Consider the following 22,795-nt stretch of genomic DNA (forward strand, 5'->3'; position numbering starts at 1 on the left):
ATTCTTTTATAAATCCTAGAATCGACCGTATCCTAAGAAATGTTTTTGGTTATACGAACTGTTAATATCACCGTACGCAATTCCTTTATCACTAGCATGAATCATTTGGCCATTACCAACATAAATACCAATGTGAGATGGACCTGCTTTATAAGTACCTTGGAAGAATACTAAGTCTCCTGGTTGTGGGCTATCTACTTTAGAAACTGAGTTCCAGTAACCCCTAACGTCTTGACGACCTACACCAAAGATGTAAGAAATGAATCCACTACAATCAAAACCACCGTTTGATGGGGATGCACTTCCCCAAACATATGGTAAACCTAAGTAGCTTTGTGCTTTACCAATTACGCCACCCACATTTGGAGCTGCCTTTTTCTCTTCTTGTTTAGGTGCTTCTTTCTTAGGCTCTTCTTTTTTTGGTTCTTCTTTTTTAGGCTCTTCTTTTTGAGCTTGTCCACCATTGTTTGCTGGTGCAGCTTGCTCTGCAGGTGCTTGTGCTGGCTGAGCTTGCGCAGCTTTAGCAGCTTGCTCTGCTTGTTTTTGAGCAGCAGCTTCTTGTGCAGCTTTTGCTTGTGCTTCTTCTTCTGCAATGCGTTGTAATTGCAGTGCTTGTTTCTCAAGCTCTTTCAATTGACCTTCCGTACTTGTCATTGAAGTTACAACTGTATCCATTTTACCGCTTAAATCGTTTACTGCTGTTGCTTTTTTCTCTTTTTCAGCGTCAAGTTCTTTCTTAGCAGTTTCAATTTGAGCTTGTGCTTCTTTTAATTCTTTTTGTTTCTCTTTTACCGTTGCAACATCTTTTTTCACACTAGCTTGGTCTTCTTGTTGTGTTTTCATGATATCTTCATCAGACTCAAGAATTTTAGAAACAGAAGTTAAACGATCAACTAAATCTGCAACGTTTTTAGAGTTTACAAGAACTTCTGTTACAACGTTCGTATTTGGTTGTTCTTGAAGTGCAACTAAACGCTTTCTTAATAGCTCTTCACGTTTTGCAATCTTTGTTTGTAATTCTGCAATATCTTTATTTTTCTTTTCAATTAATTGCTCAGTATCAGAAACTTTTTTCATTGTTTCATCAAGCTTTGCAGCATTCTCTTGAACAGATTTATCTAAACCTTGAATTGTTTTGTTTAAGTCATTCATTTGCTTTTGTAATTCATCACGTTCTTGTTGTTGTTTATGTAAAGTGTCATTTTGTGTGTTAATTTGTGATTTCACGTCAGAAATTTTATCTTCTGCAAATACATTTGGTGTTAGCCCAGAAAACATTAATCCTGCAACTAATGCACAAGATGCCATTTTTAGCTTTTTCATTTTATTTTTTACACCGCTTTCTTTTTTCTTTTTCCGTATATAACCTATAAAATTTATACCATAATTCGGGATTTTTTTTGCTAATGTTACGTTTTTGTAAAACAAATGTAATATTATATGTAGCTCTAGCGCAAAATGCGTATATTTTTGTATGTATGTGTAGAAATTTATATACTTTTCTCACTTCTATAAACAAAGAAAAAACGTAAGGAATCCCTTACGTTTTATTAAATATACGAATACGAATACAAATGAAATACTACTTCATCCATTTCTCAGCCCAATTTTGGACCTCATCCATAACACTTTCTAACGCTTTTCCCTTGTCAGTTAAGCCATACTCGATTCGAACTGGTACTTCTGGATAGACATTACGAACTACAATGCCCTCGCTTTCCAATTCCTTTAAACGCTCTGACAACATACGATCGCTCATATTTGGGATAATATCTGCGATTTCTCTAAAACGTTTCGACTCTTCAAGCAAAGATTTAATAATTAAGCCAGTCCACTTCTTACTAAGCAGAGTAAAAGCTGACTCAAACTTTGGACATAAACAAGAATTATGCTCCATATGTTTCACCTCTCTTCTATTATAATATAGTTTCTTGTAAAAAGTAAGTTATAAAACTTTCCTCATCATTTTATTTTACGTACATTTTACCATTTCCAAATATTAACTTGTCAACTAAACGTAACATACCCGTAAAAAAACCCTCTTAAAAAGAGAGCTTTTTATATCTTTATTACTTCGTATACCATCCAAGACCTAATGCACCTTCACCTAAGTGTGTACCAATTACAGCTCCAAAATAACCTGTACGAATTGTGACGTGAGGATATTTTGCTTCTAATTCTTTCTTCCATTCATTCGCTTCCTCTTCACGTTGCGCATGAATGATAACTGCTTCCATAGGTACACCTTTACTTGCTTGCTCATCAAAAATTTCAATGATACGTTTTAATGCTTTTTTACGTGTACGAATCTTTTCAAACGGAATAATGATTTTATCTCTAAAATATAAAACTGGCTTCACTTGTAACAGACTGCCGATGAAAGCTTGCGCGCTATTCAATCGACCACCACGCTGTAAATGATGTAAATCATCAACTACAAAATAGGCGTCCATCGTTTTCTTCATTTCATCAAAACGAGCGATAATTTCTTTTGGGTTCTTTCCTTCACTTGCTAACTTTGCACCTTCACGCACATAAAATCCTTGTACTTCACAACTAATTTCAGAGTCATACGTGTATACATCAATACCCTCTACCATCTGTCCAGCTGTCGTTGATGTTTGATATGTACCACTAATTCCACTTGATAGGTGAATACTAATAACTGCATCATAATCTTTAGCTAGTTCTTCATATAGCTCAACAAACTTTCCGATTGCTGGTTGAGAAGTTTTTGGAAGTTCCTCTTGTTCACGTACTTTCACATAAAAATCATCTGCTGAAATTTCAGCTTCTTCTTGATAAGATTCTGTTCCAAACACAACGTTTAATGGAATCATATATATATTGAGTTCATCACGAATTTGCTTCGGTATATATGCCGTACTATCAGTAACAATAGCTATTTTCATTTTCGTACCTGCCTTATAAAAAGTTTTATTTCCTAATTTTACACGAAAACTACAAATGGTGCATCCATACATGAAAATGCCGGTTGAAATTATACCTACCATCTCGACAAATTACAACAAAAAGATAAAATACTCACCAAAAACTTCAGCATATTTAGAAAAAATGTTTGAATATAAAAAGGCTCGCTTTTAAAATGGAAAGTACTAGTCATTTTGATAGATAGGGGCGTACACAAGTGCTATTACAATATTTAACAATCAAAGACTACGGCGAACACGAAATCGTCATTCAAAAATCAAGATTTATTTGTTATATTAGCCGAGCAACAACTGAGGAAGAGGCTCAAGAATTTATACAAAAAATAAAAAAACAACATTGGAATGCAACACATAATTGTTCCGCTTATTTAATTGGCGAACAAGATCATATTCAAAAAGCAAATGATGACGGTGAGCCTAGCGGTACAGCTGGCGTACCAATGCTGGAAGTACTTAAAAAACGTGGACTAAAAGATACCGTCGTCGTCGTAACACGCTATTTTGGTGGCATTAAACTTGGCGCAGGTGGATTAATTCGTGCATATGGAAAGTGTACAAGCGAAGGCGTTAATCATGTCGGTGTTGTCCAGCGAAAACTAATGCGTGTGATGCAAACCGAGATTGATTACACATTACTTGGCAAAGTGGAAAATGAATTACGCAATTCAAAATATGCCATTAAAGATATTCATTATCTAGAAAATGTCACATTTGATACGTATGTAGAAGAAGACGGCAAACAAGCATTTACAGATTGGATGATTGAATTAACAAACGGGAAATGTACAATTACAGAAGGAGATATGTTGTACTTAGAACAAGATGTTATCTAAGAATAACCCATTTATCACCTTCAAAGATTAATGTAGTGAATTACTTCCCTACAAATGAACTAACGAACTAAGGAGATTATATATGGAAGAACGTTATTATCATCTCCAAAATAGCAGAATAAAAAAGAAGCGAAGAAGGAAACTTTTCTTCTTCCTTATTTTCGCATTTTTATTTGGCAGCATAGGAGTTTATGTGTTAAATTCTTACTCTTCTCTTATGGGGATGTATAGTGGTTTTACTCGTGAAAAATCAGATTTAAGAAACCAAGATGTAGAAATTACAAAGGAACCTTTTACAATTCTCATTATGGGTATAGAAGATTATGCGACAGATGGTCAAAATGGTCGTACAGACTCATTAATGTTTGCAACAGTCAATCCAAAAACGCAAAAGATTTCACTTATGAGTATTCCTCGTGATTCTCGAGTTAAAATTGTTGGAAAAAATAAGGAAGACAAAATTAACGCTGCCCATGCTTACGGCGGAGAAGAAATGGCAATCAAAACTGTCGAAGGCTTTCTAAAAGTTCCTGTAGACCATTATATTAAAATTGATTTCCAAGGCTTTAAAGGTATCGTTGATGCTGTTGGCGGCGTTACCGTTGACGTACCCTTCGATTTCTGGGAGCGCTCTGACGTGGATTACTACAAAAAAATTCAATTTAAGCAAGGACAGCAAAACTTAAACGGTGAAGAAGCACTTGCTTACGTCCGTATGCGAAAGCAAGATCCAAATGGCGATTATGGTCGAGCTGCTAGACAAAGACAATTACTGGCCGCTGTTGCTCATAAACTAAACTCCACCTCTACTGTATTTAAAATTAAAGATTTAACAGCTGTCGTTGGAAAATATATAAAAACCGACATTCCTATTTCAGACGGACTTGCTCTTTACAATAAACTTTCTGGATTTGATCCTTCTACAATGCAAACGTTAAAGCTTGAAGGCGAAGACAAAAAGATAGGCGGTATTTATTACTTCCTTCCAGATCCAATCAGTGTAGAAACGGTGCGTAACGAAATTGAAAAAGAATTAGGAGAAAAAGCAAAAAATCCAACTACAAAAAACAACTCAAATCCTGATTCAAGTTCTAACTCTAACGAACAAACAAAAAAAGAGACAAACCAAAATAAAACACCAACTGATCCGCCACCTTCTACAAATGCTCATGCAGAGTGGATTATGCGCAATCAGCCGTAACAAAAAGGCCCAATCTATCCGATTGGGCCTTTTTTTATTTACTTATTAAAGTGTTGTAAAATCGCTTCTACAATACGCTCTGATGCACGACCATCACCGTAAGGGTTAGATGCTTTCGCCATCTTATCATGAGCTTCTTTATCTGATAACAGCTCATCAGCAAGACCAAAGATTGTCTCTTCGTCTGTTCCTGCTAATTTCAGCGTACCTGCTTCAATACCTTCAGGGCGCTCTGTTGTATCACGAAGAACAAGAACTGGTACACCAAGTGATGGAGCTTCTTCTTGTACACCACCAGAATCCGTTAACATTAAGTATGAACGAGCTGCAACATTGTGGAAATCAATTACATCTAGCGGCTCAATTAAATGAATACGGTTATGTTCACCTAAAATTTCATTTGCTATTTCACGAACAACAGGGTTCATATGAACAGGGTACACAACTTGTACATCTTCATGTTTGTCAACAAGACGCTTAATTGCACGGAACATATTACGCATCGGTTCACCTAAGTTTTCACGGCGGTGAGCTGTCATAAGTACAAGACGATCATTTCCAAGTTTCTCTAGTACAGGATGACTATATGTTTCTTTTACAGTCGTTTGTAGCGCGTCAATCGCTGTATTTCCTGTGATGAAAATACGTGACTCATCTTTATTTTCCTTCTGTAAGTTCGTTGCTGATTTTGCTGTTGGTGAGAAATGAAGATCCGCCATTACACCTGTTAATTGACGATTCATCTCTTCTGGGTATGGAGAATACTTATCCCACGTACGAAGGCCCGCCTCAACATGACCTACTGGAATTTGATTATAAAAAGCAGCTAAGCTTGCAATAAATGTTGTTGTTGTATCACCATGTACAAGTACAATATCCGGCTTCGCTTCTTTCATTACTTTATCCAAACCTTCTAAACCACGCGTTGTAACATCAATTAAAGTTTGGCGGTCTTTCATGATATTTAAATCGAAATCTGGCGTAATTCCAAAGATACTTAATACTTGATCTAACATTTGGCGATGCTGTGCTGTTACAGTCACAATCGATTCAATTTTTTCTGGGTGTTTTTGCAACTCTAATACAAGAGGTGCCATTTTAATTGCTTCTGGACGTGTCCCGAAAATTGTCATTACTTTTAAACGTTCAGTCATGTGATTGCCTCTTTTCTTTCACTAATTACAGCTCCTATTATGACATATAAAAATATGCATGAGTACATCCCTTTTTAACGCATAACAGAAACTTTTCTATTACAAATACTTTTTCTTCCCACCGAGTAATAATCTATCTTTTGTTTCTTAACATCTTCATCAGTATAACAATTTCTCCCATCAAATAAAATAGGCTCCCTCATAAGTTGTACGTACTTTTCTAACGGATAAGTTTGAATATCTTCCCATTCTGTTACGATAAAAACCGCACTCGCATCTCTAATCGATTCATCTATACATCTACTATATTGTATAGCATCTCCAAATATATTTTTTACATATTGAATTGCTTTTGGGTCGTAAAGAACAATTTCTGCACCTATATTAAGTAATGCTTCTATTATAATAAGAGATGATGCCTCTCTAATATCATCCGTATTCGGTTTAAAGGATGCGCCAAGAACTGCAATCCGCTTTTTACTCATGTTCATAACTTTTTTCGCTTTTTCAATCAATAGCAGCTGTTGCTTATTATTTACTTCAATAACCGCTTTTAACAAACGAAAATCATGAGCAACATTTCCCGCAATTTGCACCAGCGCTTTCGTATCTTTCGGAAAACACGATCCTCCGTAGCCAATGCCCGCATTTAAAAAAGATGCACCAATTCTCTTATCCATTCCCATCCCTTTTGCAACATCCAATATATTCGCGCCTACCTTCTCACATATATTTGAAATTTCATTAATGAAACTAATCTTTGTAGCTAAAAAGGCATTCGACGCGTATTTAATCATCTCTGCACTTTTAATATCTGTAACATACATTTCTAAACATAATTCACTATACAAACTCTCTACTCTTCTTGCTACTTCCTCACTATCCGCTCCAATTACAATACGATCTCCATGAAAGAAATCATAAATACCTGAACCTTCACGCAAAAACTCTGGATTCGATACGATATGTACTGTATGCCTCCCTTTTAATTTCTCCTCAATCCATCCCTTCATTACATCATTTGTACCTACTGGAACTGTACTTTTCGTAACAACAATAATATCGTTCGTCACATATAATCCAATATCGTTACAAGCACTCTGAATATACGTTAAGTCTGCCGTCCCATCTAATAAAGGTGGTGTTCCAACTGCAATAAATATAAACTCTACATCATCAAATGCCTCTTCTTTATTTGATGTAAAAGTTAAAGCATTATTCTCATATGCATAATTTATTAATTCATGTAATCTAACCTCATAAATAGGTAAATCCCCTTGTTTTATCCGTTCAATTTTTTCATTATCTATATCAAAACATATAACTGAATGCCCCAATTTTGCCAATCCTACTCCTGTAATCAACCCAACATATCCAGTACCTACTATCGTAATTTTCATTTCTTTTTCGCACAGGAATTTACAATAGAAAAGATATGAAAATTAGAATTCTCCCTGCGCTTCCCCCTCTCACGTTAAAAATGAGAAAACCCTTTTCCTTTTTCATTATATGAATTACTTCTCTTATTTTTTTTAAAGTTTTTGTAAAATTAAATGCACTATAAAGTAAAACTTAATCAGTAAGAATGAGGCTGCCAGTTTACGCGTAATAAATTCCCACATTTTAACACGAGACTTACTCATTTCTACGTGCAACACTTATAATACTGAAATAAAAGTATTCACTATCGAAGAAAAAGAGAAAATGTCACATTCCGAAGTCCAGTACGATTAACCTTCTTATATGATTCAACATTCTATATACAATTGTCATATATTCTATTCGCTTCCATTAACCGTAAAAAGAAAAAAAGATTGAATTCTAATCTTTTTGTGATACCATATGTTATGAGCCTGTAAATAAACATCATAATTTTCAGATAAATATATTTTCAAAAAAAAAATTACGTTAGACTATAAAGGGTGGGGTATTAATGGACTCACAAGTGATTTATGCCATTTTGGCATCTTTCATCACTGTACTCGTCGTTACTCCTTTAGTTATTAAATTAGCTTTTAAAATAGGAGCGACAGATAAGCCAAACGCACGTAAAGTGCACCAAAAGATTATGCCACGTCTTGGCGGGTTAGCAATATTTATTGGTGTAGCTGTAGGATTTGTTGTCGGCGGCTTATATGAGCAAAGAATGTTATCGATAACGCTAGGTGCGATTATCATTGTAATCATCGGAATTTTAGATGATATGTACGAGTTATCTGCGAGAGTAAAATTCGGTGGACAACTGTTAGTTGCCATTATGATTGTAAAAAGTGGATTATTAGTGCAAGTATTATATATCCCATTCCTTGGGGATACTGAACTTGGATGGCTTGCTTATCCAATTACAGTATTTTGGCTTGTAGGTATTACAAATGCAATCAACTTAATTGACGGCTTAGATGGATTATCTGCTGGGATTTCATCTATCGTACTTGCAACGCTAGCATATATGGCCTTCACTAGCCCATGGGGTACTGGAACAGCTATTATCTTGCCACTCGCATTAATTATATTAGCAAGTACAATTGGATTTTTATTCTACAACTTCCATCCAGCAAAAATTTTCATGGGAGATACAGGAGCACTATTTTTAGGATACTGTATTTCTGTTATATCGTTACTTGGATTATACAAAAGTGTAACGTTATTCAGTTTTATCGTTCCAATTATCATTTTAGGTGTACCTATATTTGATACGATCTTTGCAATCATCCGTCGTATCGTAAATAAAAAACCTATTTCAGCACCAGATAAATCGCATTTACATCACCGCTTACTTGCAATGGGATTCTCTCATCGCAAAACGGTACTAATTATATACGCATTCGGTATTTTCTTTAGTGTAAATGCCATTATTTTCACTAGTGCAACGTTATGGCTATCCATTATTCTTCTTTTCGCTTTGATTTTCTTCACAGAAATCATCGCTGAAATAATCGGGCTTGTACATGAACGCTACAAACCAATCATTTCCTTTTATAAAAAAGTGAAAAAACGCGAAGACTAATTGTAGTATAGCCTTTTCAATTATGAAATATTCAAATAGCATCCTCTTTTTTATAAGAGGATGCTATTTTTTATTCTCATTTTATATTTCCAAAATATAGATTGTTTGAGAGTTCCTCTATTGGAGAAAGATATACATAATAAGAAAAGTATCAAGTTTTCTTTTTTACATCTTGATTGTCAAACTGAGGGTGAATGTTATGATCAAGCGAGTATTTCAATGTATTATTTTATTTTTAACGATTACTATGTACGTATCATCTAATACTGAAGCAACAACTGTTATTCCTGCTGAATATCATCCAAATACTGAAACAACTTCTCCTACACAAAAAATTGCGTACTTAACATTTGATGATGGGCCAAACAAATATACTACACAAATTTTAAACATCTTAAAAGAAAAGAACGGAAAAGCAACTTTCTTTGTTATTGGTGGAAAAGTACCACATTATAAAAAGACAATGCAACGATTAATTAAAGACGGACATTATATCGGACTTCACAGTATGTCACACGATGTAAAACGCCTTTACACTGGTGACCCTTCCACTTTAATTGCAGAAATGGAGCAAACACAAAGCATTGTCCAGCAAGTTACGAAATTAAATACACATCTCGTTCGCGTTCCATATGGTAGTATGCCTTACTTAAAAAAGAATTACCGTGACGCACTTGTATCGGCCCAGTATAAAATGTGGGATTGGACGATCGATACATACGACTGGAAAAGCTATGACAATCCTTCTGCCATACTCGAAAGAGTACGTAATCAAAGTGATGAACAAGTCGAAGTCATTTTAATGCATGATTCGAGTGTAACCGTACAAATACTGCCAAAAGTAATTGATTATTTACAGTCACAAGGATACAAACTTCTTCCCTATAATCCTTCTTCTCATCTCAAGGTAAATTTTTGGAAAGACACAAGATTGTAACAGCTTTAGTGCCTATGTGCTAAAGCTGTTTTATTTTTCTCTTCCCACCCTTCCCATTTTTGTGTAAAATTTTAAATAGTGATGAAGTTTCGAGGTGAATAGAAATGAAACGAATAGATCTCATTTTTAACGCAATACAAAAAGGCAATTATACAGAAGGTGTAACCGCATCAGAACTCGCTACATTTCTGCAACTAGATCGCGCCAATGTAAGTAGCGATTTAAACAAACTTGTAAAGGATAAACGTTTATTAAAAACAAATACGCGACCTGTTCGTTTTTACATAGAAACGAACACTTCGTTGGAAACGCATTCAAAAGACATAACTTCATTGGATACATTTGCAATTGAAAATACGAGCCTTAAAATTGCAATTGAAAAAGCGAAAGCTTCTATTCTCTATCCTCCAAACGGTATGCATACTTTACTACTGGGAGAAACAGGGGTCGGAAAGTCTATGTTTGCTTCTTTAATGCACGAATATGCAATTGAAGTTGAACAGCTTCCCAAAGATGCACCATTTATCGTCTTTAACTGTGCTGATTATGCAAATAATCCACAGTTACTACTCGGGCAATTATTTGGGATTAAAAAAGGAGCTTATACAGGAGCAAGTGATCAAAAAGGGTTAATTGAAAAAGCACATGAAGGAATTCTTTTCTTAGATGAAGTACATCGCCTGCCTCCAGAGGGACAAGAAATGCTTTTCACCTTTATTGACCGCGGAGTATACCGCCGCCTTGGAGAAACAGAGAACGAACGTAAAGCACAAGTATTAATCATTACTGCAACAACAGAAGAACCAAATTCATTTTTATTAAAAACATTTACAAGACGTATACCGATGACTGTTACGCTGCCACCACTTCGTGAGCGTACACATAAAGAGCGCTTTGCTTTACTACAGCTATTTTTCACAAATGAAGCAATTCGTCTGCGAAAAGACATTCACGTTAGCCCAAATGCAATGCGTGCTTTCGTCTTTTACAATTGTCCCAATAACATCGGTCAATTAAAAACAGATGTTCAAATTGCCTGTGCGAAAGCCTATTCTGATTTGGTCACAAAGAAACGTGATTCTGTCTATGTTTCAAGTACAGATTTACCTTGGTATATGAAAGAAGGGTTGTTCATTGAAAGGAAGAGCCGTCACTTATACCAAATACCAAATGAAACATTTGTATTTACAGGTGAGGAAGGTTGGAGTAATCATAAAACAGAAGATGAAAAACGCTCTTCTATTTACGATTATATTGACTATAAATACGAAGAACTTCAAGCACGTGGTATTGAAGAGGAAGAATTAGAATTACTAATAGAAAATGATGTTCAAAGCTTTTTCGTACAATATTTTAACCAAATATCCAAAAAAACAAGCCATGAAAATGTTTTTAAAATTGTGGATCGTAATATCGTTTCCGTATGTGAAAAAATAGCGGAACTTGCTGAAAAGCATTTATCTAAGACGTTTGATGAAAAAGTATTTCTTGCTTTAAGTTTACATGTACAGACAACTCTACAACGTTTACAAAGTGGAAAACAAATACATCACCCACAATTAAATCAAATTCGTACGAAATATAAAGAAGCTTTTTCCGTAGCTATGCAATGCATTCAACTACTGGAGGAAGAATTACAAATAACAATGCCTATTGATGAAGCTGGCTTTTTAACAATGTTCTTCGTTGTTGATCCAATTCCTGCCTCACAAACAGAAGTAAAAGTATTAATATTAGCACACGGTAATGGTATCGCAACTGAAATGGCAAACGTTGCAAACGAACTTCTCGGCATTGAGGAAGTAACCGGTATTGATATGCCGTTACACGAATCACCGAAAGATTTCTTGGAACGTGTGAAAGTGTATATGAAAACACTACAAAATGTAAATGGGCTTCTCTTACTTGTCGATATGGGGTCACTTGCTTATATCGGTGACATATTAGAAACGGAGTTCAAAATCCCTGTACGTGTTCTCTCGATGACGAGCACACCACATGCACTAGAAGCAGCTCGAAAAGCTCAGCTCGGTTATTCATTAGATGCGCTGTATGAAACAGTAAAAAATTTAACACCGTTTTACTTAAACGTACAAGAAGAAAAGAAAAAACCTCTCTCTCCAATGAAATCTGTTATTTTAACAGCTTGTTTAACTGGTGAAGGAAGTGCTTTAGCTATTCAAAAAATGTTAGAGAACTATTTACGATTTGATAAAGACTTAATTGAAATTATTCCGATTAGTATCGTCCATGAAAAAGATTTAACGAAAATGATCGAGAACATAAAAAAAGAGCGTAATATCATTTGTATCGTCACGAATTTCGATGTGCAAGTGCCGTGCTTAACATATCATTTCCAAGACATCGTAAACTACACAGCGATTCAGCCCATTCAAGAATTAATTACGTATGAAGAAACATATGCAAAAATGGCGGATATTCTTGAACAACAAATGCAGCGTAACGATGGGGCATTACTTATTAAAACAATTCGTTACGCATTAAATACAATTCAAGAATTAATTTCCTTACAGCTAACTCCTGATAGCTTAATGGGGGTTATTCTGCATATGAGCTGTATGGTTGACCGTCTTCAAAAAGGAGAAAGCCTTCTTCCTCACCCTGATAAAGAGAAAAGAAGACAAGATGAATACTGGATGTATATGAAAGTAAAAAAAGCATTGCAACCGATTGAAAATACATTTGAAATACAAATACCTGATGACGAAGTATTTTACGTTATGGACTTCTTTATTAAAAATCAGCCTGTTAAAAATTAATTGAGGCCGTTTTTAAAAATATCGACCGTAACGTGAGTTATATCGGCGCAACTCAGATTATACCAGCGATTTTCAAAACATATCGATTTACCGACAATAATCGCTAAAACTAGCACCTTATATAATGAGAAAAGGCTGTTCCAACATATGGACAGCCTTTTCCTCTACTTCTTTACTTTTCTAACTCGCCCTCTTATTTCTCCTCTTTTTTGTGATTTCGTATGGACATTAACATATACATTTGCTTGAATAATTTCTTGAAGTAAATGTACAAATGATTTCCCTTGTAAAGGTCCCTCAAAATCCTCTACATTCACTACACCAGTAATACTTCCCTCGTTCAAACTAATCCCTTGCCCCAGTGGACCATACAAATATAAAACAACAGGACCAATTTGAGTAGACTTCCCTAAATGAATTTGACACGATGTAACCTTTTCTATATTTTTTAGTATTACTCTGTAATGCAATTTCGTTAAATCATCACTAAAAATAAACTCTGCTACCCCAAAAGCTTCTGTATTTACAGGAGGCACTTCCCTCTTACCTGTTAACCTGGCAAAGAAATGTGTTGTCATAAGGCATTCTCCTTATATAAATTTCCCAGCACTACTTCTACTACTTTATGGTTTAGACATAATCATTTATGACTTTTTCAATTTTAATTACAAAGAAAAGATTCACAAAATCTTTACATTAAAATCGTTCCTGTAGATTGAAAGTCTCTTGTATAATGCACATAGAAAAACATTATAGGAGGTTATTTTGAAAAAAAACAAACACATCTTTCACACATTATTAGAGATTTTTCTCGTCTCATTTAAATTAGGACTTACTTCATTCGGCGGTCCTGTCGCTCATCTCGGCTATTTTCACCACGAATACGTGCAAAAAAGAAAATGGATGGATGAACGAAGCTATGGAGATTTAGTAGCGCTATGTCAATTCCTTCCTGGTCCTGCCAGCAGTCAAGTCGGTATGGGGGTTGGATTATTAAGAGGCGGACTATTAGGAGCTATTATTTCATGGATTGGATTCACTTTACCGTCTGTCCTTGTTTTAGTTTTCTTCGCCTCATTCCTTAATCAGTTCGATCTTGGAAGTGCTGGCTGGATTCATGGACTAAAACTTGTAGCAGTAGCTATTGTCGCTCATGCCATATGGGGAATGGCGCGAAAGTTAACTCCAGATCGCAACCGTGCGACGATTGCGATTGTAACTGCCGCAATTGCCTTATTATGGCCAAGTAGTTGGACACAAGTCATCCTTATTATAATATGTGGCTTTATCGGTTGGTTTTTATATCGCAACCAACCAATTAGCCAATCTCAAAATATAAAAGTACCTATTTCAAAAAAGATAGCAGTTTCTTGTCTCGTCTTATTCTTTGGACTATTACTACTGCTACCGATATTAAGACCGTTTTCTTATTACATCGCTTTATTTGATAGTTTCTATCGCTCTGGCGCACTTGTATTTGGAGGAGGACACGTCGTGCTGCCCCTTCTTGAAGGTGAGTTCGTACAAAACGGAATGATGACGAAAGAACAGTTCCTAGCTGGATACGGATTAACACAAGCAGTACCAGGACCACTATTTACATTCGCCTCTTATATAGGAGCAGTATTAAACGGGACGCTTGGGGCAACACTCGCAACAATTGCGATTTTCCTCCCTGCTTTCTTACTCGTTATTGGTGTTTTACCATTTTGGAACAGTGTGAGAAAAATATCATTCATACAAGGCGCACTACTTGGTGTTAACGCCGCAGTTGTTGGTATTTTAATTGCCGCTTTTTACGATCCTATTTGGACGAGTACAGTTATAAATGCTTCAGATTTCGTTTTCGCTTCGCTTCTTTTTTGCTTACTAGCTTTTTGGAAAACACCACCTTGGGTTATCGTTATACTGGGAGCCTTTGGCGGATATATTCTGTCCATTTTATAAATAGAAAAAACGACGGCATGATGTAGCCGTCGTTTTTTCTATTAAAACGTCACAAGCTCTATGCCTTCTGGCAACTCACTCTCTGTTAAAATACGCAATTCCTTCACACGATCCATTACGTAAGAAGAACGCTTCACAAGCTCTGGATCAATATAAGCTGGATGAACCATAATTTCTACCGTTTGTTCACCTTGTACTCTTTCTTTTAACTTCACAAAGTAATCTTCCGTCACACCATCCGCATAAAAGTCACTGTAAAACACATCAGAAAATGGATGCACCGCTCTATCTTCCTCACAACGACGAATCGGAACATTATATTTAGCCGCTAATCTCTCAAGAACATCATGTAAAATCGGTAAACCATGCACATGATGATGACTATCTAAATGAGTTGGTGTTAATCCGTAAGATAAAAACTTCTCAATTTGAGCAGTCCATTCTCTCTCAACTTCTTCTGGATTTATATTCCCTTCCCTTACAACACTTTGTTTATGAAACGATCCGTTTTCCCCTACGAGTGACGGTACATCCTTTAACAGTGGTTCTCCTGCCGTTAATACGAGATGTACGCCTACTCCGAGTAGGTTGTACTCTTTCGCTAAGCGTACCGCATGCTCTGTTCCTGGCATATTCATCATCATCGTCGTTGAATTTACAAGTCCATTTATATGCCCATCAATAATGCCGTAATTTGTACCTTCTGTAAGACCGAAATCATCTGCATTTACAATTAACTTAATCATCATAATACCTCCTAATAGAATAAAAAAAGCGGGCTAAATAGCGCCGCTTTTACTTCTCTACCTTTTTAAAGAACTGTGGAAGATACTCTTTATGTGCTTCCAACATTTCATCTAAAATTTGTTTTGCAACTTTATCTGATGGTACAAGTGGATTGATTGTCATAGCAAGCAGCGCCTTATGATAATCCCCTGTAACAGCAGCTTCAATTGTTGTGCGCTCGAATGATTTAATTTGTTGTACTAAACCGCGAACTGGTACTGGAAGGTCTCCAACTGCAATTGGTTTTGGGCCTTCTTTCGTAATAATACAGTTCACTTCAACAGCTGAATCATGTGGTAAGCTTGCAATTGTTCCGTTGTTTCGTGTATTAACAGGCTGGATATCACCTTTATTATTGTAAATAGACGTAATTAAGCTACATGCTGCATCACTATAATAAGCTCCGCCACGTTTTTCTAATTGTGGTGGTTTAATATCTAAGTTCGGGTCTTTATATAACTCAAATAAATCATTTTCTAATTGTTTTACTACTTCTGCACGTGTACCTTTTTCAACAGAAGCTTCTTTCTCTTCTTCTAACATTTCACGTGTTTTGTAGTAATAACGATGGTATGGACATGGAATCGCACGAAGTCCTCGAATAAAGTCTGGCTCCCAGTTAAGCGCTGCGATATTTTCCATCGTAATTTGTTTTTCTGGATCTGTCACAAGCTCTAACACACGGTCCATTACACTTACACCATCTAAGTATACATCTAGTCCGTATACCATATGATTTAAACCTGCGAAATCAACGTGAACACGACTCGCATCTACTTCAAGTAATCTTGCAAGACCCATACGAATTCCGATTGGAACGTTACATAGACCAACTACTCTTTGAATATTTGTATAACGAAGGACAGCCTCTGTTACCATACCAGCTGGATTTGCAAAGTTAATTAACCATGCATTCGGACAGAGCTCCTCCATATCCTTACAAATATCTAAAATAACAGGAATCGTTCTCAACGCTTTGAATAAACCACCAGGACCATTCGTTTCCTGACCGATTACATCATACTTTAACGGAATTGCTTCATCTTTTGCACGTGCTTCTAATAAACCAACGCGAAGTTGTGTTGTTACGAAGTCAGCATCTTTTAATGCTTCACGGCGATCAAGTGTTAAATGTACCTCGATTGGTAAGCCTGATTTTTTCACCATACGTTTCGCTAAGTTACCAACAATTTCTAACTTTTCTTTTCCTGCCTCAATATCTACTAACCAAATTTCACGAACAGGAAGCTCATCATAACGCTTAATAAATCCTTCAATTAACTCTGGTGTATAACTAGATCCACCGCCGATTGTAGCAATTTTAATTCCAGTCATGCTTTATTCCCCTTTCGCTTCAAGCTTTTTATAAAGATCGATAAACTCTGCTGCTAATTCTTTCACTGTAATCGCATTCATTAAATGATCTTGTGCGTGAATTAAAAGAACACTAACCTCTGTTTTTTCTCCTCTTGCTTCTGATTGTATGAGCTCTGTTTGGAAATGATGCGCTTCATTAATCGCTTCTTTTGCCTTTACCATCGCTTCATCTGCTTCTGCCATTTTCCCCTGTTTGGCAAATTGAAGTGCCTCCATCGCAAAGCTTCGTGCGTTACCACTATTTAAAATCAATTGGAATGGAATTTGTTCTGCTGTAGTCATCATAATTACCGCCCTCTCTATAAGGTTCAACCGATTTAAATACCCCTTCAGTTTGAACATGTCTATTAAAGTATGAATTTATTAATGATAGTTTAGTGTTCATATAGATGTTTTTCATCTTTTTGAACATGATATAAAGGTAATTATTCTGACGAGCTATAGGAACTCGCCAGAATAATATTTTTTAAAGTGATACTGAATTGTCGCTTCCTTTTGTTTCAGCTTTTGCAGCCTGTACATAAGTACGGTCACACATTAATACGAATGGATAGTAAATTACTACCGCGATTGCAAAGTTCACCACTTGTAGTGCTGCACCAGCGATGCTTCCGCCCGATACAAGATAACCACTAAAGATTGGTGGCATTGTCCATGGAACTAACGCAACTGTTTTTGGTACCCATCCTAAAGTGATTGCTGTATAAGAAGTAATAACTAATACAACCGGTGTAAGTACGAATGGGATAATTAACGTTGGGTTTAATACAATTGGCGTACCAAAAATAACTGGTTCGTTAATATTAAAGAAACCAGGACCGATAGATACACGGCCTACACCGCGAAGCTGCGCACTTTTCGCTACAAGCATTACTGCCACTAAGAACGCTAACGTTGCACCCGATCCCCCGATATATACGTATACATCAAAGAATGGTTTTGTGAAGATATGCGGTACGTCATATGCAGACATACCATCATTAAATAATTTCATATTTTTCTCTAATGCTGGTAAATAGATTGGGTCAATAATCCCCCCAATAATATTTGGACCATGTAATCCGAAGAACCATAATACGTGAATAAGTAACGCGATAATAATTGCACTTGGTAATGTACCCGCTAAACCTTGTAATGGTAATTGAATTGTTTCAAATACCATTTTATGAATGCTTGTTCCCGCAAGTTTCACAGCTAATTGAATACCTGCTGTTACAATCAAAATAACGAATGCTGGAACTAACGCTGCGAATGATTTCATTACTGCCGGTGGAACACCATCTGGCATTTTAATTGTAATATCCCTTTGAACAAAGAATCTAAACACTTCTGTTACAAGAAGAGCCACTATAATGGAAACGAATAGACCTTGTGCCCCTGTCCACGCTAAATCAATACCGCCTTCTTTTGGCGTTGTCGGAGAAATAATAATTAATGCACCGAATGTAATGATTGCTGCTGACAACGCATCGACGCCGTAAGATTTCGCTAAATTGTAACTTATCCCAACTGCGACTATGAGGGCGAGTATAGCAAAGGAACCAGTCCACATACCGCCACCGACATCTTTCCAAGCGTCACCAAATGTGCCCTTCATAAAGTTTTGGAAAGCATCAATTGGTAAGTTATTTATAAGTACTGCAAATGATCCAACTAAAATAAGAGGCATAACTGCGATAAATCCGTCACGGATTGCAACTAAGTGGCGCTGCGATCCAATTCTACCTGCGACTGGAACTAAATATTTCTCCATAAATGCAATAAACTTTTGCATTTCGCTTCCCCCCTAATTATTTTTTAAGTGTTAATGCGTGATCTAAAACTGCTTCTCCATTCATCATGCCGTAGTGCATTGGATTGATAACGTCGATTCCAACGTTTTTCTCATCAGCAAGCGTTTTCATTGAAGAAAGCATGTAACGAACTTGTGGTCCTAGTAATAATACATCTGCTTGATCGATATTCGTTTTTACTGCATCCCCAGATACAGCCCAAATCTTGCCTTCTAAACCGCGAGCTTTTGCAGCCGCTTCCATTTTTGTAACTAGTAAACTTGTAGACATCCCCGCTGAGCAACATAATAAAATATTCATTTGAAAATCCCCCTTGTGTAGTATAAAAAATTTATATTTATTTATTTTTCTTTACGCTATTTATTAATGCAATTAGCGTGCCAACTTTTTAAAACCACTAAAATCAGTGCTTTTCCGAGCATTTTCTTTGTGTGTTAACGCTTTCAATTAGTGTGTCGTCTAAAAAACACACAGTGTGTTATAAAACAACACGCTTTTAACACATAACTGTATGAAAATAGATTAGTGTTTAGTTGTCTAGTTATGTTTAATATGAAAAAACACTAAAAAAATTTTTTATCGTAAAAATCTAGTAAAAAACAACATTTTCTTGAGCTCAGTCTTCTATCTATTCTATTGTCCAAGCATACTCTACTAGATTACATAAAATAAAATAGAATAAAATAACACAATTCGAAAGGGGATTCCTATGCCAAAACATAGAAAACAAAGCAAAATAAAGATTTATAGAATAACAAGCTATAAAAAAGACAAGCGTTCTGAATTAGACTCTGACAAATTTGAACTAGAACAGCAGGACAAGCATGATATACAGGACAAACAAGATAAACAGGACAAACAAGATAAACAGGACAAACAGGATGAGCAGAATAAGCAAGATAAGCAAGTACAATCGGAAAATGTAATTATAGTACCTACAGATTCACACAGCTTAGATGTGTGGGATGAAATTTCTCTAAAGGAAATACAAGCTGGTGAACATACGAGCCTATTTGAAGAAAAGAGTAATTATCAAAATATTAATTTAGTCCAAGTAAACGATGTTCGCTTATACTTGGACAAGCAACTACAATTCAGTTCCGTTGATGAGCAAATTTATCATGAAGCACTTGTACATCCGATTATGGCAAAAGTAATTGATCCAAAACGTGTTCTCATATTAGGTGGTGGCGATGGCCTTGCCTTACGAGAAGTTTTGAAATATGAAGCTGTGCTACATGTAGACCTTGTTGATTTAGACGAGGCAATGATTAATATGGCACGTAATGTTCCAGAAATAGTATCTTTAAACAAAAATGCTTTTTTTGATAATCGTGTGAACGTGCACGTATGCGATGCAAAAGAATTTCTAAATTCACCTTCATCTTTATACGATGTAATCATTATTGATTTTCCAGACCCAGCGACAGAATTATTAAGTACTTTATATACAAGCGAACTATTTGCTCGTATAGCTACATTCTTAACAGAAGATGGTGCTTTCGTCTGTCAATCTAATTCACCTGCTGATGCACCTCTAGTATATTGGAGTATCGGTAGTACAATTGAACACGCTGGATTAACTGTAAAAAGCTATCATACAATCGTTCCTTCTTTCGGAACTGACTGGGGATTTCATCTTGCTACTAATTCTGCACATGTACTCGATCAAATTGAACAATTATATGTAGTACCAACTCCTCGAACATTGCCTGCTCTTCTTTTTCCTTTATTTCAATTTAAAGAAGAACATCTAGAACAACGTAACCTCGCTCTTTTAAATTCAGAATCAAATCTTATCTTACATCAATGCTACAAACAGGAAATGAAGTTTTGACAATATTATAGTAAGGAGTGCTACCCTATGGAATATTCTACTTTTGGCAAGCATATAATAGTAGATTTGTGGGGAGTGGACTTTTCCCTATTAGATGATATGCAATTTTTAGAATATCATCTAGTTACAGCTGCAGATTACTCTGGTGCCCATGTTTTAAACGTAAGTAAAAAAGAGTTCCAGCCATATGGTGTTACTGTATTAGTGTTATTATCAGAAAGCCATCTTTCCATTCACACTTACCCGGAACAAAATTTTGCAGCTATTGACTGTTTTACTTGCGGTACAACCGTTGAACCACAAATATCGATTGATTATATCGTAAATATATTAAAACCGGAGCGGATGCATATAAAAAGATTAATTCGTGGTATAGGAGAAATTGTTACTGCCGATTAATTATAACTCTTACTCATCCGAAAAAAGGAGGATTGTAAAATACCATCAGTGGGATGAACATTTCGCTGATGGTACAGGCACATACATAAAATGAAATTTTAATTAGTGGGTGTTTTACTGCCCGTTAATTCGAGATAAAAAAACCTTGCATAAGCAAGGTTCATTCATCCACCGACATCTTCCTATATAACTCTACAAACTCACTCGCTAATTCTTTCACCGTAATTGCATTCATTAAATGATCTTGCGCGTGTACCATTAAAAGAGTAACTTCGGTCTTCTCGCCACCAGCTTCTTTCTGGATAAGCTCCGTTTGTACACGGTGCGCCTCTTTTAATTCCTCTAGTGCTTCTTGTAATTTAGCTTCAGCTTCTGTAAACTCCCCACGCTTCGCACAATCAATTGCTTCCATTGAACAACTTCTCGCGTTTCCCCCATGCAAGATTAAATGAAAAGCTTTCGTCTCTATCGTATCCATTTTAGTTCTTTACTCCCCCTTTTCTTCCGCCAGTTTTTGTTTATCCCATATTTTTAAGAACGGTAAATAAATGAAGAATGCTAGCGCAAAGTTAACAAGTTGCAAAATAACACCTGAAATTTTCCCGCCCGATCCTAAATATCCACTAAAAAGAATAGGTGTCGTCCAAGGTACAGCGGCCCCACTCGGACGTGCGACCCATCCCCATTCCATTGCAAAGTAAGAAACAATTGTTAACACAACTGGAACTAATATGAATGGAATTAGTAAAAGTGGGTTCATTACAATCGGCATACCAAAAGTTACCATCTCATTAATATTAAATATACCAGGTGCAATTGACAATCTCCCTAAACTTTTTAATTGTTGACTTCGTGCAAATAGTAACATTCCGACAACTAGAGCAAGCGTTGCACCAGAACCGCCCATATAAATCCATAAGTCAAAAAACTGTGCCGTAATCGTATTTGGTACATCTTGCCCAGCTTGAAAAGCGACTCGGTTTTGATCCATTAACGACAACCAAACGGGGCTCATTACACCACCAACAATAGTAGCACCATGAATTCCACACGACCAAAGAACATGAACGAGAATAACTGCTATTATTGCGCCCCAAAGACTAGCACCAAGTACACTAAGTGGTTCCTGTAAAATTTGTCCTACAATATTATGGATACTGCCAAAAGAAGTATTTTCTATAATTAAGCGTAAAATCCAAATAACTGTTACAACAATAAATCCTGGAACAAGTGCCGCAAATGAACGCGTGACAGCTGGTGGAACTGTCTCTGGCATCTTTATAATTATCTTTTTTTGTACAATAAATCGATACAGTTCAGTAGATATAAGTGCAATAATCATTGCTACAAATAACCCTTGGCTTCCCATTAATGCAGCTGGGATAGCGCCTTCTACAAGTACACTTTCTTTTGTACTTGGTATAATATATGCAACTTGAAATGGCGTCGCAAGTAAAAACGTCACAAGCGACAATGCCCCGGATGCTAAAGCATCCACTTTATAATACTCTCCAAGCCTGTAAGCGATTCCAAAAACAGCTATTAAAGCCATTATATTAAAAGTTGCACTAACTGGATACCCTAAAGCTCTCTGCCAATTCTCACCAAACAAACCTGCCATAAACTCGTTATATCCGGGTATCGGCAGTGCACTAATAATGAGGAAAAACGATCCAATAATTAAGAAAGGCATCGTTAAAATAATTCCATCTCGAATTGCTTGTAAATGCCTCTGCTCTGCAACCTTCCCTGCTACCGGCATCACATACTTCTCTAAAAACCGTATCATCTAT

The 22,795-nt window shown here is 36.2% G+C and carries 21 protein-coding genes; 8 read left to right on the forward strand and 13 right to left on the reverse strand.

The features are described 5' to 3' along the window. Positions 1-15 precede the first annotated feature (15 nt). From DN399_RS25550 to DN399_RS25560, 3 genes are all read right to left on the reverse strand, one after another. On the reverse strand, positions 16-1,428 hold the full coding sequence (locus DN399_RS25550; RefSeq protein ID WP_044306533.1) for a C40 family peptidase: 1,413 nt from the start codon (positions 1,426-1,428) through the stop codon (positions 16-18). Positions 1,429-1,582: 154 nt separating this feature from the next. Next, positions 1,583-1,897 carry a winged helix-turn-helix transcriptional regulator gene (locus DN399_RS25555; protein ID WP_000400857.1) on the reverse strand — a complete coding sequence of 105 codons (315 nt, stop codon included), beginning with the start codon at positions 1,895-1,897 and terminating at the stop codon, positions 1,583-1,585. A gap of 172 nt (positions 1,898-2,069) precedes the next feature. Next, on the reverse strand, positions 2,070-2,912 hold the full coding sequence (locus tag DN399_RS25560; protein ID WP_000684725.1) for a DegV family protein: 843 nt from the start codon (positions 2,910-2,912) through the stop codon (positions 2,070-2,072). 236 nt (positions 2,913-3,148) lie between these two features. Here DN399_RS25560 and DN399_RS25565 point away from each other — a divergent pair, with 236 nt between their 5' ends. Together DN399_RS25565 and DN399_RS25570 are read left to right on the forward strand one after the other, a co-directional pair. Continuing rightward, entirely contained in the window at positions 3,149-3,784 is a 636-nt protein-coding gene (locus tag DN399_RS25565) for a YigZ family protein (protein WP_000926672.1), read from the forward strand. A gap of 82 nt (positions 3,785-3,866) precedes the next feature. Beyond that, positions 3,867-4,985 carry an LCP family protein gene (locus tag DN399_RS25570; RefSeq protein WP_049108176.1) on the forward strand — a complete coding sequence of 373 codons (1,119 nt, stop codon included), beginning with the start codon at positions 3,867-3,869 and terminating at the stop codon, positions 4,983-4,985. Between the two features lie 38 nt (positions 4,986-5,023). On the opposite strand, the gene wecB is transcribed toward DN399_RS25570, so the two are convergent. Both wecB and DN399_RS25580 read right to left on the reverse strand, forming a co-directional pair. After that, positions 5,024-6,139 (reverse strand): non-hydrolyzing UDP-N-acetylglucosamine 2-epimerase, encoded by a 1,116-nt coding sequence (gene wecB / locus DN399_RS25575; protein ID WP_000140145.1) that lies wholly within the window; start codon positions 6,137-6,139, stop codon positions 5,024-5,026. A 74-nt stretch (positions 6,140-6,213) separates the two neighbouring features. Further along, positions 6,214-7,539 carry a UDP-glucose dehydrogenase family protein gene (locus DN399_RS25580; RefSeq protein ID WP_149150048.1) on the reverse strand — a complete coding sequence of 442 codons (1,326 nt, stop codon included), beginning with the start codon at positions 7,537-7,539 and terminating at the stop codon, positions 6,214-6,216. A gap of 533 nt (positions 7,540-8,072) precedes the next feature. On the opposite strand from DN399_RS25580, the gene DN399_RS25585 reads away from it, so the two are divergent. The 3 genes from DN399_RS25585 (at position 8,073) to DN399_RS25595 (ending at position 12,863) form a co-directional block, all read left to right on the forward strand. After that, positions 8,073-9,146, forward strand: coding sequence for a UDP-N-acetylglucosamine--undecaprenyl-phosphate N-acetylglucosaminephosphotransferase TagO (locus DN399_RS25585; RefSeq protein WP_000378319.1), 1,074 nt, complete (start codon positions 8,073-8,075; stop codon positions 9,144-9,146). A 199-nt stretch (positions 9,147-9,345) separates the two neighbouring features. After that, positions 9,346-10,083 carry a polysaccharide deacetylase family protein gene (locus tag DN399_RS25590; protein ID WP_000597149.1) on the forward strand — a complete coding sequence of 246 codons (738 nt, stop codon included), beginning with the start codon at positions 9,346-9,348 and terminating at the stop codon, positions 10,081-10,083. A gap of 104 nt (positions 10,084-10,187) precedes the next feature. Then, the gene (locus DN399_RS25595) at positions 10,188-12,863 is read left to right on the forward strand and encodes a sigma-54-dependent transcriptional regulator (protein WP_000820967.1); all 2,676 of its coding nucleotides are present in this window, start codon (positions 10,188-10,190) and stop codon (positions 12,861-12,863) included. Positions 12,864-13,027: 164 nt separating this feature from the next. Here DN399_RS25595 and exsM read toward each other — a convergent pair whose 3' ends face one another. Further along, positions 13,028-13,441 (reverse strand): exosporium regulatory protein ExsM, encoded by a 414-nt coding sequence (gene exsM / locus DN399_RS25600; protein ID WP_105434354.1) that lies wholly within the window; start codon positions 13,439-13,441, stop codon positions 13,028-13,030. A gap of 187 nt (positions 13,442-13,628) precedes the next feature. Between exsM and DN399_RS25605 the strand changes: the two genes are divergently transcribed. Beyond that, positions 13,629-14,810: a chromate transporter gene (locus DN399_RS25605; RefSeq protein ID WP_000739648.1), complete on the forward strand. Its 1,182-nt coding sequence runs from the start codon at positions 13,629-13,631 to the stop codon at positions 14,808-14,810. Between the two features lie 41 nt (positions 14,811-14,851). Here the strand turns inward: DN399_RS25605 and chbG are convergent, their stop codons facing one another. The 5 genes from chbG to DN399_RS25630 form a co-directional block, all read right to left on the reverse strand. After that, positions 14,852-15,556, reverse strand: a complete 705-nt coding sequence (gene chbG / locus DN399_RS25610) for a chitin disaccharide deacetylase (protein WP_149150049.1) — start codon at positions 15,554-15,556, stop codon at positions 14,852-14,854. A gap of 49 nt (positions 15,557-15,605) precedes the next feature. Continuing rightward, positions 15,606-16,931 carry a 6-phospho-beta-glucosidase gene (gene celF, locus DN399_RS25615; RefSeq protein ID WP_000145762.1) on the reverse strand — a complete coding sequence of 442 codons (1,326 nt, stop codon included), beginning with the start codon at positions 16,929-16,931 and terminating at the stop codon, positions 15,606-15,608. 3 nt (positions 16,932-16,934) lie between these two features. Further along, positions 16,935-17,258 (reverse strand): PTS lactose/cellobiose transporter subunit IIA, encoded by a 324-nt coding sequence (locus DN399_RS25620; protein WP_000989055.1) that lies wholly within the window; start codon positions 17,256-17,258, stop codon positions 16,935-16,937. 181 nt (positions 17,259-17,439) lie between these two features. After that, positions 17,440-18,747, reverse strand: a complete 1,308-nt coding sequence (gene celB, locus DN399_RS25625) for a PTS cellobiose transporter subunit IIC (protein ID WP_001168848.1) — start codon at positions 18,745-18,747, stop codon at positions 17,440-17,442. Between the two features lie 16 nt (positions 18,748-18,763). After that, a complete protein-coding gene (locus tag DN399_RS25630; protein ID WP_001023567.1) occupies positions 18,764-19,066 on the reverse strand; it encodes a PTS sugar transporter subunit IIB in 303 nt (100 codons plus the stop codon). 409 nt (positions 19,067-19,475) lie between these two features. Here DN399_RS25630 and DN399_RS25635 point away from each other — a divergent pair, with 409 nt between their 5' ends. Then, positions 19,476-20,603: a polyamine aminopropyltransferase gene (locus tag DN399_RS25635; protein WP_149150050.1), complete on the forward strand. Its 1,128-nt coding sequence runs from the start codon at positions 19,476-19,478 to the stop codon at positions 20,601-20,603. A gap of 27 nt (positions 20,604-20,630) precedes the next feature. Continuing rightward, entirely contained in the window at positions 20,631-21,002 is a 372-nt protein-coding gene (speD, locus tag DN399_RS25640; RefSeq protein WP_088361723.1) for an adenosylmethionine decarboxylase, read from the forward strand. A gap of 160 nt (positions 21,003-21,162) precedes the next feature. Here the strand turns inward: speD and DN399_RS25645 are convergent, their stop codons facing one another. Both DN399_RS25645 and celB (DN399_RS25650) read right to left on the reverse strand, forming a co-directional pair. Then, positions 21,163-21,480, reverse strand: coding sequence for a PTS sugar transporter subunit IIA (locus DN399_RS25645; RefSeq protein WP_000379645.1), 318 nt, complete (start codon positions 21,478-21,480; stop codon positions 21,163-21,165). A 9-nt stretch (positions 21,481-21,489) separates the two neighbouring features. Then, positions 21,490-22,791 (reverse strand): PTS cellobiose transporter subunit IIC, encoded by a 1,302-nt coding sequence (celB, locus tag DN399_RS25650; RefSeq protein WP_000617789.1) that lies wholly within the window; start codon positions 22,789-22,791, stop codon positions 21,490-21,492. Between the last annotated feature and the right edge of the window lie 4 nt (positions 22,792-22,795).

This window comes from Bacillus sp. AR4-2, assembly GCF_008274865.1.
GTDB lineage: Bacteria > Bacillota > Bacilli > Bacillales > Bacillaceae_G > Bacillus_A > Bacillus_A cereus.